The organism is Saliniramus sp., assembly GCF_035311605.1.
In the GTDB taxonomy this organism is placed as follows: Bacteria; Pseudomonadota; Alphaproteobacteria; order Rhizobiales; family Beijerinckiaceae; genus Saliniramus.
On record NZ_DATGCW010000031.1, the window covers coordinates 1 to 13,984 of the forward strand.

The window sequence follows — 13,984 nt, forward strand, 5'->3', positions numbered from 1 at the left end:
CGCCCTGCCGGAACGCGGCCTTGCGGCTCGCACGTTGCTGGCTCGCTTCGCGCGCTTTCAGGAAATGCAAGACCCGCTCGGCCGTCTTCGGCTTTAGCTGTTCGAAGGTTTCCTTCGCCTTGCGCATCAGATGCGGGGCTGTGGCCGCGTCGCCGCGCAGCTTGAGCATCAGGCGCAGGGTCGGCCATGACCAGTCCTGCGCACGCGCGACGACCAGAAGCAGCTCCGCATCCCCTTCGTCAAACAGCCGCTCAGCCGCCTGGACTGACAGATCAGCCATACGCGCAACGGTGCAGACACATTCCTCGAATTTCTGCGCACCGGCAAAGTCCATCAGATCCTGCTCGACCAGCGGTCGCTCCGCTTCCAGCGCATCGACGATCTCGATGGCCGGGCGGTAATCGCGCGCACCGGGGACGATCTCGGCTTCGAGGCCGAGCGTCCCGATCTCGAGCGCATGGTCCAGAGCGCCCTCGGGCGTGTCGTCCTGCAACCGGTTGCGCACCGTCTCCTTGGCGATGGCCATGAGCTGACGCAGGCGCTCGGGATCGACATCGTCACGATCCGTGAGCACATTGCGCAAGGCTTCATCGGCGCGGGCGCGCTCGGCCAGCGTCGCCATCCCGTCATCGGAAAAGCGCGCGCCGGGATTGCCGGCGACCGCATGCACCACGATCCGGTCGCCGCGCTTGACAAGAACATCGGTGACCGGCTCCGTCAGCGCCCGGCGCTCGGAGATGGCGAGCATATGCTCGCGTCCCTTGGCGAGAGCAACGGCGACGAGATCGTCGTCGGAGAGGCGCTCCGAGCGGGTCAGGACCGGACGGGCGATGCCGATCTCATCATGCGCGAGCGAGCGCACGACGCCGCGCGGCGCGTTCGGCACCTCGGCCAGCCGCTCGGACAGATCCATGCGCGCGCGCGCCTCGATGGCATTGGCCAATCGGGCGATGACCACGTCGAACAGATCGACCTGTTCTTCGCTGAGCGCCGGCGCATCGCGCAGGAACAGATCAGTGACCCGACGCAGATGGTCGGTGCGACGCGATTGCGACGAGCGTGCGATCGCGGATTCGAGATCTTCGATCAAGCCATACACCATTGTTTCAAGACGAGCAGCGCCCTGCGGCACCGGCCCGGTTCCCTTATGAGGGCCGCGTGCGACGCGGCCTCGGCTGTGATGACGTCACGTTACGTTGCGGGCCGTATGCGGCGGGTCAAACGGGTCTGTAAAATTGTCTGCAATGATCTGCGCAGTTGCTGCCATCCCCGTAATCCACTGCAGGAATTGACAGGATCAGGGCAATTTTGGCCGGAAACCGGCGCACAACACTGCGGTTTTGGTCGGAAAGATCACTTTCTGAGCACGGCGACGCATTCAAGATGCGCCGTCAGGGCGAACTGGTCGATCGGTATCACGGTTTCGAGATGGTAACCCGCCGCCACCAGCAGGGCGGCGTCCCGGGCAAGCGTCACGGGATCACAGGACACATAGACCACGAGCGGCAGCTGCGCCCGGGCCAGCTGGCGCGTCTGTGCCTCACAGCCGGCGCGCGGCGGATCGAGCACGACAGCGTCGAAGGCGCAAAGCTCCGGCATGAGCAGCGGGCGGCGGAACAGGTCGCGCCGCTCATGGCTGACGGGTTTGAGGCCCGGCGTCTCACGGGCGGCGCGATCAAGCGCGACGAGCGCCCCCGCATCGGCCTCCACAGCATGCACGGCGACCTCCTCGGCGAGTCGCAGGGTGAAGGCGCCGCAGCCGGCAAACAGCTCCGCGATGCGGCGGACGGGCTTGCGCTTCTTCTTCGTTGTGCCCGGTGCGGGTCGCGCCCGCAGCGCATCGCGCACATGTGCCGCCAGAACGGCTTCGCCCGTTGCGCTCGCCTGCAGAAAGCCGCCGGCGGGCGGCAGAACAGCCGCCTGCCCCATCGGCTGCAGCGGCGGGCGGCGCATCACCAGCGTCTCACCGGCAACCGACAGCCGCGCGAGATCACACTCATCGGCAAGCGTGATCAGGCGGCGGCGCAATCCCGCCGACGGCCCCGAAGCGCCGCTTCGCCCGCCACGCAGATCGATATCGAGACCGTTGACGCTCGACGTCACGTGGATATCGCAGGCCGCTGCCGACTGCTCGGCGAGATACCCCTCTGCGAGAAGCCGGGCGATCTGCGGCGCGCCGGCCAGCCCGGGCTCGGCCGCGGGACAATGATCGATCGCCACAAGGTCATGGCTGCGCGCGGCCATGAAACCGACGCGCAGGACACCGTTATCGTCACGCATGGCATGAAAGGTCAGCCGCCGCCGCCCTGCCCCTGCGGCCGGAACCAGCGGCGCCACCTCGGTTTCGAGACCCGCGCGCGACAGTGCGTGTTCGAGCAGCCCGCGTTTCCACCTGGCATAAAGATCCGGTGCCATATGTTGCGCGACACATCCCCCGCAGCGCCCGTGAACCGGGCAGAACGGCGCTATGCGCTCCGGCGAGGCCACGCGAATCGCGTCGTCACCGTCGCACAGGGCGCGGCTGCCTTCATCGCGAAACACCCGCACCGTCTCGCCGGGCAGCGCGCCAGGCACGTGCAGAATGGCATCGCCATGCCGGGCAATACCGTCGCCACGGGCACCCAAGCGCTCGATCATGACCTCGAAAGGCGCGAATGCGGGAACAGCTTCAGCCAAGACGGGCTCCGATCAGGAATTCACGATTACCGTCACCGCCGCGAATCGGCGATTCGATCAACCCGAGCATATGCCCGCCTGCATCATCGAGCAGCCGCGCAATGGCGTCGCAGACATCGCGCTGCACGGCTTCATCGCGCAGGATTCCGCCCTTGCCGAGCGCCGCGCGCCCGGCCTCGAATTGCGGTTTGATCAGGAGGATGATTTCCGCCCGTGGCGCCAGAAGCGGCAGGACCGGCGGGATGACGAGCTTCAGGGATATGAAGCTGACATCGGCCACGAGCAGGTCCGGCACTTCCGGAAAGGCTTGCGCGTCGAGGCTGCGGGCATCGCAGCCCTCCATCGCCACGACGCGCGCATCGCCGGCGATGCGCGGATGCAGCTGGTCTCGCCCGACATCGACCGCATGCACCCGCCGCGCACCCCGCTGCAGCAGCACATCGGTAAAGCCGCCGGTCGAGGCGCCGAGATCACAGGCGACTCGTCCATGCGGATCGATGGCGAAGGCATCGAGCGCAGCGGCGAGTTTGAGCCCGCCACGCGAGACATAAGGATGCGGCTGCCGCGCCTCGATCTCGGCATTCTCGGCGATGCTTTCGGAGGCCTTGCGCACGCGGGTGCCATCGGCACTGACAAGACCGGCCCGAATTGCCTCCTGGGCGCGGGCGCGGCTTTCGAAGATACCCCTCGCCACGAGCACGGTATCGGCGCGGCTGCGTGCCATGGCGCTGGCCTTTCCGCCTTCGAATCAGCTGAACTGGGCACGAATCGTGCGCAGCGCGTCCATCAGGTCTTCGAGGGTCAGACCGAACAGGGCGAGCCCGCCGATCAGGGCGAAATACAGCGCGATCAGTATGATCGGCACCAGAATCCAGCCGGCAATCTCCTCGGCCACGTGCCGACGGCGCCGTCGCTGCCAGCGCCGCTCCTTCGCGGTGAGCTTCTGGCCCGGCTGACGCGTCGGGCGCATTCCAGAATTTGCGGGACTTCCCGGGCCCTGGGCATCGATACCGGAATCGACGGCATCAGCGGCTCGGGCGGCTTCCAACCGCGCGCGTTCGCGTGCCTTTTCCGACCGACGCGCGCGCAATCCGGCGATTCCCGCACGCCCGGTCGCGGCGGCGGATGCTGCGCCCGCACTGACCAGCGCAGCCGTCCGGCGCAGCCAGGGGGGCAGCCGGGAAACGTCGTCGTGCTCGGCCTGCGGATGCACGTTGCGGGGCATGCGCGGTGGCGCCTGCGGCATCGGGGTGGCGGGTGGAGCGCCGGGCGGCGCCCAGCCATGGGCCGGCTGCGGGCCATGCGGATCCTGATAGCCCCGACTGACCGGATCCACAGGCAGATACCCGGGCCCGGGGCTCGGGCGATGCGGCACATCGACCGCCTGATCGAGCGCGGAATAGCCAGGATCATAGGCAGGATGGTAGGTCCCGCCATGCGGATCATGCCAGCGCGCCTGCGGATCGGGCGCGGCCTGCGGTGCCGATTGCGGAGCAGCCTGCTGCGCATGCCTGCCCGGATCAGGCTGGTCATGCTGCGGTGGCGCCCCCGCCGGCGGCGGATCAGGCCGGAACGGATCCTGATACTGCAAGCCTTGCCGGAGGCGTGCCTGATAGCGCGGATCCCGCAGACGCGGATCTTCCATCGGAAGGTCCTCGGGCCGGGGCTCATCCATCCGCGGTTCCCGCCGCTGCTGATCGACGGGCGGCGTTGCGGGATGCGGCGGCCTTTGGGGCGCGCCACTCATGCGCGCACCAAAGGCACCTTGGGAACGGTGCGCACCCCGCCGGGGCCATCACCGCCCTTGTTGCCGCCATCGGGCCCTGGCTTGCCGCCGGAACCACCGGATTTCGACCTGGATGATTTCGCCGGGGAGGCCCGCTTGCGGCGCGGCTTCTTCGGCTTGGGCTCGATTTCCTTGCGCGGCTTGACCGGACCTTCGGGGAATTCGAAATCCAGCTTCGATTCGCCGTTTTCGTCCTCGGCGACGACGACGCGCACGGCCCCGCCGCCCTTGAGCTTGCCAAACAACAGGATATCCGCCAGCGGCGTCTTGATCGATTGCTGGATGACGCGCCCCATCGGGCGTGCACCCATTGTCGGATCGTAGCCGCGCTCCACAAGCCAGTCGCGCGCCGGGTCTGAAAGCTCGATCGTGACATTGCGATCGGCGAGCTGCGCCTCGAGCTGCATCACGAACTTGTCGACCACACGATAGATCGTCTCGCGGGGCAGCGCGCCGAAGGAGATCACCGCATCCAGACGATTGCGGAATTCCGGCGTGAACAGCTTGTTGATCGCTTCCGTATCATCGCCCTCCCGCCGCGTCCGGGTGAAACCGTAGGCCTGCTTGGCCAGATCGGCGGCGCCCGCATTAGAGGTCATGATCAGAATGACGTTACGGAAGTCGATCTGCTTGCCGTTATGGTCCGTGAGCTTGCCGTGATCCATCACCTGCAGAAGGATGTTGAACAGATCCGGATGCGCCTTCTCGATCTCGTCGAGCAGCAGCACGCAATGGGGATGCTGGTCGACGCCGTCCGTCAGAAGCCCGCCCTGGTCGAAACCGACATAGCCGGGCGGTGCGCCGATCAGGCGGCTCACCGTGTGGCGCTCCATGTATTCCGACATGTCGAAGCGCAGGAGCTCGACGCCGAGCGAGGAAGCCAGCTGGCGCGCCACCTCGGTCTTGCCGACCCCGGTGGGTCCTGCGAACAGGTATGAGCCGATCGGCTTGTCCGGTTCACGCAGCCCCGCGCGCGCCAGCTTGATCGCCGAGGAGAGTGCCCCGATCGCTGCCTCCTGGCCGTACACGACCGTCTTGAGCTCGGTTTCGAGATTCTCGAGCACCGTGGCATCGTCCTTGGAAACGGATTTGGGCGGGATCCGGGCCATCGATGCGATGGTCGTCTCGATCTCCTTGACGCTGATCGTCTTGCGCCGCTTGTTCTCCGGGAGCAGCATCTGCGAGGCGCCGGTCTCGTCCAGCACGTCAATGGCCTTGTCCGGCAGCTTGCGGTCATTGATATAGCGCGCCGAGAGCTCGACGGCCGCCTTGACTGCATCGTTGGAGAAGCGCAGGCCGTGGAATTCCTCGTAATAGGGCTTGAGGCCCTTCATGATGGCGATGGAATCCTCGATCGAGGGCTCGTTCACGTCGATCTTCTGGAAGCGCCGAACGAGAGCGCGGTCCTTCTCGAAATGCTGGCGATACTCCTTGTAGGTGGTCGAGCCGATGCAGCGCAGGGTTCCCTGCGCCAGAGCCGGCTTGAGCAAATTCGAGGCATCCATTGCCCCGCCTGACGTGGCACCCGCACCAATCACGGTGTGGATCTCATCGATGAACATGACCGCGTTGGGATGCGCCTCGATCTCCTTGACCACCTGCTTCAGGCGCTCTTCGAAATCGCCGCGATAACGCGTTCCTGCGAGCAGGGCGCCCATGTCGAGAGAATACACCGTCGTCCCGGCGAGCACCTCGGGAACCTCACCCTCGTTGATCTTGCGCGCCAGACCTTCGGCGATGGCGGTCTTGCCGACGCCCGGATCGCCGACGAGGAGCGGGTTGTTCTTCTGGCGCCGGCAGAGCACCTGAATGGTGCGGCGCACTTCGTTCTCGCGCCCGATCAGGGGGTCGATGCGGCCCTGGCGCGCCTTGGCATTGAGATCGATGCAATAGGCGTCGAGCGCATCCGCCTTCTTCTTCTGGCGTTCACCCTCCTCACCCGAGCGACGCTCGGGCGCCTCTTCCTCGCTGGCACCGCGCGGCGTGCGCGGCTCCGAGCCGCCGGGACGTTTGGCGATCCCGTGGGAGATGTAATTGACCGCGTCATAGCGCGTCATGTCCTGCTCCTGCAGGAAATACGCGGCATGGCTCTCACGCTCGGCGAAGAGCGAAACCAGCACATTCGCGCCCGTCACCTCCTCGCGGCCTGAGGATTGCACATGAATCACGGCGCGCTGGATCACGCGCTGGAATCCGGCGGTCGGCTTGGCATCCTGGCCGGCACCGGTGGCGAGATTGGCCAGCTCGTTGTCGACATATTCGACGAGATTGGTCTTCAGTGTCGTCATGTCGACATTGCAGGCGCGCATCACCGCCGCCGCATCCTGATCGTCGATCAGTGCGAGAAGGAGATGCTCCAGCGTGGCATACTCGTGCCGCCGTTCGCCGGCGAGGGCGAGGGCCCGGTGGAGCGCTTGTTCTAGGGAGCGGGAAAAGCTCGGCAAGGCTGGCCTCTGATCGGTTTGCGTGACTTACGGTCGGACGCGGTTGAGATGTGAAGGACGGCACTGGCAGTTCAGGGTTCTCATGGCATTGCCGATCCTTCCATCACGGGCACATCATCAGGTCTTTTCCATGACGCATTGCAGCGGGTGCTGATGCTTGCGGGCATAATCCATCACCTGCGTCACCTTTGTTTCCGCCACTTCGAAGGTGAAGATACCGCACTCTCCCACCCCGTTATGGTGCACATGCAACATGATCCGCGTGGCGTCCTCGCGCGATTTGTGAAAAAATCGCTCGAGAACCGCGATGACGAACTCCATCGGTGTGTAATCGTCATTGAGCAACAAAACCCGATACAGGCTCGGACGCTTCGTCCGGGGCTGCGTCTTGGTAATGATTCCGGTCGCATCGCGCCCGTCGTCGCCGTCATCCGGCGCACGCGGGTCGCTGGCATGCACTTCCACTATGCCGGATACGACCCGGTTGAACACAAACGACCCCATCATTGTCGACGGCTTGAACTCCGTTGTGGAATGATTACGAACCCCAATGATGAAACGATCGGGCCGCAGGATCAATCCCGTTGATACGCTAATGTAGAGAGGCGGACCCCGCTTCGCCAGCCCCGTCCCGACAGACAGGGCATGCGGCGAAGCGTCATCTGCGCCGCAAACCATTCACCGCCAAGGCAATCGCCCCCCCGGAGCCTGCCACGGAATCGTGCAGGATGCGGTGATGTCACCGGACGCGAACGGCATCGAGCGAAACAATGATATCGACTCCGAAGCCGACAGCGCTCTCATCCGTATGCGATTCTCCGATCCCGAAATCCCGGCGATCGACCCGCACCGCCCCCTCGGCCGAGGCACGGTCACCGTCTTGCCGGAGCCTGAAGGGCAGACTGACCGGCACCTGCGCACCGGCGAGAGACAGCATGCCGTCTGCCACATGGCCGTCATCGGTTTCACGAATCGTCGCCTCGAAACGCGAGCGGGGGTGATTCTCAACGTCGAGGAAATCGGCACCCTTGGCCTGGCTGGTCACCGAGCCAAGACTCAGACTGTCGATGGCGATCGTCACCGCGACGCTGCCGCGCCGCTCGGCGGGGGCTTGCGGATCATAGATGATCTCGGCACTCCAATCGGCGAAGCTGCCGGAAACGGTACTGCCCATCTGGGTCACGTCGAAACCGAGCCGCCCCTCCTCGACACGCCATGACGGCCCCTCCGTCACGGACTGCCCGGAGACGGATGCGTCATCTGCCGCCAGCGCGGCTTGTACCGGCGCATCGCGCGTCAGCAGGGCCGGCGCGAGAGCGATGGCGAGGAAGGCGATGACGAAAGCGGCGAGCGCCCCGGCATGCGCAAAACCGGCACGCCCGGTCCCGACGCCCGGCAGTGCGGGACCGGATACCGAAACCCGGCTGCCGGGCAGCATCCGCCGCAGGGTGTCATCACGGTCGAGGAGATGGTGCTTGAGTGCACCACCGACATGCAGAAGCACGCTCGCGGCAAGAATCTTGGTAAAAAGCCAGTGCACGGCGCCGGCCGCCTCGGCGAAAGCCGGCGTTTGCGGCACGAGCGGCAGGCCCTGCCCGAGCGGCCACAGGATCGGTGCGAAGCCCGTTGTCGCCGCGTGATGCATCCAGCCGCTCAGCGGCACGATCACCATGGCGAGATAGAGCGACCAATGCACCGTCTCCGCCATGAACCGTTCGGCCTTGCGTTCGGGACGCAGCGGTCCGGGACGCTGCTGCGTCAATGCCCAGAGAATGCGGGCAACGGCAGTGAAGAAGGCCGCGATGCCCAGCGTCTTGTGAACCGAGAACAGATTGGCCTTCAGGGCGAATTGCGCCGTGGTCTCGTAAGGCCAGGCATTGGCGATCAGCCCGAGCGGGAAAGCGATCAGGATGAGCAGCGCCGTCAGCCAGTGCAGGGCCATGGCCACACGCCCGTAACGCGCAGCACTGTTTCGCCAGATTGCCGACTTCGATGCCTGCGCTGCCGCATTCGCATCAGTTCTGTCCGGGCTTGCCTGATCGGATGATCGAGCCATGACGGCGCCTCTTTCACGATTGATTGCGTGCCGGCGAACGGCACGCAGGGGGGAGGCCTCACTCGGCCTGCATGGCTTCGATCGAGATCACGACGTCGACTTCGTCGCTGACGAAGGGGGCGAACATGCCGAGTTCGAAATCGCTGCGCATGAGCGTTGTGGTGGCATTGAACCCGGCCCATTCGCGCTCTTCCATCGGATGCATGCCCGCAGCGTTCAGCCGGGCATCGAGCACCACCTCGCGGGTAATCTCGTTCAGGGTGAGATCGCCGGTGATGAGGGCCGTATCTTCGCCGGTGACTTGGATACCGGTCGAGACAAAGCTGACCATCTCGTCATCGGCAGCGTCTAAGAAATCCTCCGACATGAAATGCGAAAACCGGGCTTCCCAGCCGGTCAGCATCGAACGCACGGGAAAACTCACCGTGACCGAAGAGGCGGCGGGGTCGTCCTGATCGAAGACGATCTCGCCGTCGAAGCCGGAGAACAGGCCGTAGGTGGTGGAATAACCCAGGTGATCGTAACTGAAGAGGATCTGGCTGTGGCTGGCATCGAGAACGTAACGCTCGGCCGCTGCGGCGCCGGAAGCGAAAGGCGCGACGAGCAGCGGGGCGATGGCGAGCATCAGGGGAAGGGTAGTACGGCGGAATGTGGACTGCATGGAGTATCTCCGGAATCAAGGGGTCGCAGCACGCAGATCTTGCGCTGGTGCACACGATAAACGGATCAGCAGCCAGTTCTACCAGTGCAACGCCGATGATAATTTGCGTATTTGCAAGAAACTGACACTTGTCGCGGGCCAAAGGCGGTGCGGATAGCTTCGTTAACCATTCTCGCTTACCATCCGTTACCGATATGCCATATGCGCGGGATTCTGCCGGATCGATATGCGCCGACGGATGAAACGATGTGGCAAGACAATCACCGGGAACGCCCGACAGATCTGCGTGTCGGACGCTCCGGACATGTCGGGGCGAGGGGGACAAGTGATGCGAATGACAGCGGGGTATGGACGCCGGGGCCTGATCATGGCTGGCCTGACGGCGCTGATCATGGCGCTTGGCGCTTGTACACAGCATGCTGCGGATGAACATGTGCGTGGTGGCGTTCAGGCCAGCGTGCATGACCTCGACCGGCATATCACGAGCTATGTCTCGGCTCCGAAACCGCGTCGCGTTGTGGATTTCGAGACGCGGGAGCCGCCCGGCTCGATCGTCGTCAGCAATTCCGAGCGCGCGCTCTATCTCGTTCTCGAAGACGGCAAGGCCTATCGCTACGGCGTTGGTGTCGGGCGGGACGGTTTCTCCTGGACCGGGCGCAACCGCGTCAGCATGAAGCGGGAATGGCCCGACTGGCGCCCGCCGGCCGCCATGCGCCGCCGCCAGCCCGATCTGCCGGTGCATATGCCGGGCGGACCGGCCAATCCGCTGGGCGCGCGCGCCCTTTATATCGGCAGCACGCTGTACCGGATCCACGGCTCAAACGAGCCGCACACGATCGGCCAGGCGGTGTCTTCCGGCTGCATCCGCATGACCAATGCCGATGTCAGGCATCTGTATGACCGGGTGCGCGTCGGGGCGCGGGTGGTAGTGCGCAATTAGCGCGCGTTCCGGCCCGACGGAGTCAGGCCGGGCGCTCTGAATTGTCGTCCGTGCATTACATGCCGTGACTGCGGTCGTAGCCGTTCAAAGGCGGAGACTTCCAGCCAGCGGGAGACGTTTGCGGCTCCAGTATCGTGACTTCGAGCGGATAACAGCGCGCCGCATCGCTGGAATGCGTGCTGGAGCAATCGCCACCGGGACAGGCCGAGAGCACGCCCAGAATCTCGATCTCGGCGAAGAATTCCAGGAAATCCCCCGGGCGCACCGGGCTCGCCTTCATGAAATACTGGCCCGTATCGCGGGTGAAGCCGGTGCACATGAACACGTTGAGGACATCGTGGATCTCGGCCTCGACATCGGCAACCGGTTGCCCAGTATGGCGCACGAGGGCACGGGTGAGATTCGAGTGGCAGCAATGATGGTAACTGTCGCCGCCGCTCAGGAGGTGATGTGTATACGGATCGCAGCGCGTACCGATGACGTCGTGCACGGCGCCGCCATCGGCATCGATGCCGTACCAGCCCAGCGTATCATGCGTGATCGTCGCCATCGGGCGCAGATGCGGAAAGCCCGACCACAACCGGTCGCCTGTGCCGATATGCGTGCCGTGGAGCGCACGGGTCTTGCCGGAATAAAAACGCTCTGAGCGGTCGCGCGCATTGAACAGGTTGAGATCGCCGACCTGCGGCCCTTCGATCGACCGGATGCGAAAGAACCATCCGGGAGGCACCTCGAAACAGCCGGCCTCACGGGGCGGCACGACGATCGTTTCCCGCGCGGTGAGCGTTTCACGCACCGCACAATACGCGGCCATGTCAGGTGTCGGCAAGGTGTGCGTGGGATAGCAGATCACGGCGGGTGCCGCACGGCGCACGGCAGCGTCGGCGGGGAGCGTCGAAGTGCCCATGAAAGCAAAAGGATCGCGGATCATCGGGGTTGACCTGTGATTTGTGATAGGCGCAGGGTCGGGAACCGTTCAGCCGGCAATCGCGTCAATCTCCTCATCGCTCAGCCCGCCGGGAACGATGACCACGGGAACCGGATAGGTCGATGCCGCCTTGCCGGCGAGGCTCGTGACCAGCGGGCCGGGACCTTCGGAGGCGGTGCCGGCGGCCAGCACGAGGAAGGAGATGTCTTCATCCTCCTCGATCAGCTTGAGGATTTCATCGGTCTTGGCGCCCATGCGGATGGCGTGTTCCGATTGAACGCCCGCCGCCTCACGCGCGATTTCGGCGGCCTGTTCGAGCCGCTCCTGCGCCTCTTCCTCGGCCTCGGCACGCATCACGTCCCCCACACCGAGCCATTCGAAGCCGTCAGGCGGTTCGGAAACCGAAAGCAGCACAAGCTTTGCGCCCAGCCGCGCCACGCGGCGCGCTGCAAAACGAACCGCGCGGGCGCATTCGTGGGTCTCGTCTATGATGACGAGGAATTTGGGTCGGTGCCCGGGTTCATAGGAGCGTCGTCGGGAATAGGCCATGAACGGTCTCCGGCGGATAGGCTGCTCTCAAGGCGCCCGATGCTGCACGGCTGAAGCGGGATCGGCAAGCGGAAAGGATGGGCAAGAACCGGGGATGGGCACGAGATGGGGATAGACAGGCGCGCAAACCTGCGGAGCGATCTACAGGCCTCGCCAAAGCGGCGCTGCATCTCGCACATCAACCGACATGCGAAGGGCGGGTGGTGGCGCCCCTGTGCATCATCTGCGTCTTCGCTGTGCCGACGGGAATCCGTGCGCCACGGGATTGCCGCGCCGCGAGCCGGCGGCCTCAGCCGCGCAGGGTCGCCCTGGCTTCTTCGAGCTTGTGGATCGTCGCCTTGAGGGCTTCCTTTTCCGGACCCTCATCCTTCGAATCAGCCGTTGTGCGCACGCGCAGGATCTCTTCCTCCAGCGAGGCGGTCGTGAGTTCCTCGACCGGCGTGGCGCGCTCGGCGAGGATGGTGGCGCCCTTTGGACCGATATCGGCGAAACCGCCCTGGATCAGGATCCGCTTGCCCTTGCCAGCCCCCTCGCCGACGACGAGAAAGCCGGTCTGCAACGTGGTCATGGCCGGGGCATGGCCCGCGAGGACAGTCATGTCGCCTTCGGTGGCGGGCAGTTCCACGGCCTCGACTTCGCCGGAATAGAGGATGCGCTCCGGGGCGACGAGTTCAAAGTGGAAGGTGGCCATTGGTTCGTTCCTGATGCGCTCGCAATGAGGCCCGCCGACGGCGGGTCACGGCCCGGTCGCAAGACCGGGCCACATGGGATCGTCGATCGGCTTACGCGGCTTCGGCTGCCAGCTTCTGCGCCTTCTCGACGGCTTCTTCGATGCTGCCGACCATGTAGAAGGCGGCCTCGGGAAGGTGATCGTATTCACCTTCGACCAGCCCTTTGAAGCCCTTGATGGTATCCTCGAGGGAGACGAGCTTGCCGGGCGCGCCGGTGAACACTTCCGCCACGAAGAAGGGCTGCGACAGGAAGCGCTCGATCTTGCGGGCGCGCGCCACGGCGAGCTTGTCCTCTTCCGAGAGCTCGTCCATGCCCAGAATGGCGATGATGTCCTGCAGCGCCTTGTAGCGCTGAAGCGTCTGCTGGACCGCGCGGGCCACTTCGTAATGCTCCTGGCCGATGATCAGCGGGTCGAGCATGCGCGAGGTGGAATCCAGCGGATCCACGGCGGGGTAGATGCCCTTCTCGGCGATGGAGCGGTTGAGCACCGTCGTGGCGTCGAGGTGGGCAAAGGAGGTGGCGGGCGCCGGGTCGGTCAGGTCGTCGGCGGGGACGTAGATCGCCTGCACCGATGTGATCGAGCCCTTGGTCGTGGTCGTGATGCGCTCCTGCAGGCCGCCCATATCGGTGGCGAGCGTCGGCTGATAGCCCACCGCGGAGGGAATGCGTCCGAGCAGCGCCGACACTTCCGAACCCGCCTGGGTGAAGCGGAAGATGTTGTCGACGAAGAACAGCACGTCCTGGCCCTGATCGCGGAAATGCTCGGCGATGGTCAGACCGGACAGGGCGACACGGGCACGCGCGCCGGGAGGCTCGTTCATCTGGCCGTAGACGAGGGCACATTTGGAGCCTTCGCCGCCGCCCTTCTTGTTCACGCCCGAATCGATGAATTCGTGGTAGAGATCGTTGCCCTCGCGGGTGCGCTCACCCACGCCGGCAAAGACCGAATAACCACCATGCGCCTTGGCGATGTTGTTGATCAGCTCCTGGATCAGCACGGTCTTGCCGACGCCCGCGCCGCCGAACAGGCCGACCTTGCCGCCCTTGGAATAGGGCGCGAGCAGGTCGACGACCTTGATGCCGGTGACCAGGATCTGCGCTTCCGTCGACTGCTCGGAATAGCTCGGCGCTTCCTGGTGGATGGCGCGCAAGCCCTCCATCTCGATGTCGCCGGCCTCGTCGATCGGCTCGCCGATGACGTTCATGATACGC

General features: G+C 65.0%; 13 protein-coding genes. 1 reads left to right on the forward strand and 12 read right to left on the reverse strand.

Annotated elements, in window-relative coordinates; genetic code table 11:
• The 8 genes from VKP01_RS01505 to VKP01_RS01540 all read right to left on the reverse strand — a co-directional run.
• Positions 1 to 1,090, reverse strand: a 1,090-nt coding sequence (locus tag VKP01_RS01505) for a DUF2336 domain-containing protein (protein ID WP_324409867.1), incomplete at its 3' end; no start/stop codon positions are given.
• Between the two features lie 263 nt (positions 1,091 to 1,353).
• Positions 1,354 to 2,676: an RNA methyltransferase gene (locus VKP01_RS01510; protein WP_324409868.1), complete on the reverse strand. Its 1,323-nt coding sequence runs from the start codon at positions 2,674 to 2,676 to the stop codon at positions 1,354 to 1,356.
• A complete protein-coding gene (locus tag VKP01_RS01515; RefSeq protein ID WP_324409869.1) occupies positions 2,669 to 3,400 on the reverse strand; it encodes a TlyA family RNA methyltransferase in 732 nt (243 codons plus the stop codon). The genes VKP01_RS01510 and VKP01_RS01515 overlap by 8 nt, the downstream gene beginning before the upstream one ends.
• Positions 3,401 to 3,424: 24 nt before the next feature.
• Positions 3,425 to 4,351 carry a hypothetical protein gene (locus VKP01_RS01520; protein WP_324409870.1) on the reverse strand — a complete coding sequence of 309 codons (927 nt, stop codon included), beginning with the start codon at positions 4,349 to 4,351 and terminating at the stop codon, positions 3,425 to 3,427.
• Positions 4,352 to 4,419: 68 nt separating this feature from the next.
• Positions 4,420 to 6,906 (reverse strand): ATP-dependent Clp protease ATP-binding subunit ClpA, encoded by a 2,487-nt coding sequence (clpA, locus tag VKP01_RS01525; protein ID WP_324409871.1) that lies wholly within the window; start codon positions 6,904 to 6,906, stop codon positions 4,420 to 4,422.
• A 117-nt stretch (positions 6,907 to 7,023) separates the two neighbouring features.
• Positions 7,024 to 7,413 (reverse strand): ATP-dependent Clp protease adapter ClpS, encoded by a 390-nt coding sequence (gene clpS, locus VKP01_RS01530; protein WP_324409879.1) that lies wholly within the window; start codon positions 7,411 to 7,413, stop codon positions 7,024 to 7,026.
• A 232-nt stretch (positions 7,414 to 7,645) separates the two neighbouring features.
• On the reverse strand, positions 7,646 to 8,962 hold the full coding sequence (locus VKP01_RS01535) for a cytochrome b/b6 domain-containing protein (RefSeq protein ID WP_324409872.1): 1,317 nt from the start codon (positions 8,960 to 8,962) through the stop codon (positions 7,646 to 7,648).
• Between the two features lie 58 nt (positions 8,963 to 9,020).
• Positions 9,021 to 9,623, reverse strand: coding sequence for a YceI family protein (locus VKP01_RS01540; protein WP_324409873.1), 603 nt, complete (start codon positions 9,621 to 9,623; stop codon positions 9,021 to 9,023).
• Positions 9,624 to 9,990: 367 nt separating this feature from the next.
• Here VKP01_RS01540 and VKP01_RS01545 point away from each other — a divergent pair, with 367 nt between their 5' ends.
• A complete protein-coding gene (locus VKP01_RS01545) occupies positions 9,991 to 10,563 on the forward strand; it encodes a L,D-transpeptidase (protein WP_324409874.1) in 573 nt (190 codons plus the stop codon).
• A 55-nt stretch (positions 10,564 to 10,618) separates the two neighbouring features.
• Here the strand turns inward: VKP01_RS01545 and VKP01_RS01550 are convergent, their stop codons facing one another.
• The 4 genes from VKP01_RS01550 to atpD all read right to left on the reverse strand — a co-directional run.
• Positions 10,619 to 11,470, reverse strand: a complete 852-nt coding sequence (locus tag VKP01_RS01550; protein ID WP_324409875.1) for an urea carboxylase-associated family protein — start codon at positions 11,468 to 11,470, stop codon at positions 10,619 to 10,621.
• Between the two features lie 69 nt (positions 11,471 to 11,539).
• Positions 11,540 to 12,040 (reverse strand): universal stress protein, encoded by a 501-nt coding sequence (locus tag VKP01_RS01555; protein WP_324409876.1) that lies wholly within the window; start codon positions 12,038 to 12,040, stop codon positions 11,540 to 11,542.
• Positions 12,041 to 12,329: 289 nt separating this feature from the next.
• Positions 12,330 to 12,731: a F0F1 ATP synthase subunit epsilon gene (locus VKP01_RS01560; RefSeq protein ID WP_324409877.1), complete on the reverse strand. Its 402-nt coding sequence runs from the start codon at positions 12,729 to 12,731 to the stop codon at positions 12,330 to 12,332.
• Between the two features lie 91 nt (positions 12,732 to 12,822).
• The coding region (gene atpD / locus VKP01_RS01565) for a F0F1 ATP synthase subunit beta (RefSeq protein ID WP_324409878.1) at positions 12,823 to 13,984 on the reverse strand (1,162 nt) is incomplete at its 5' end.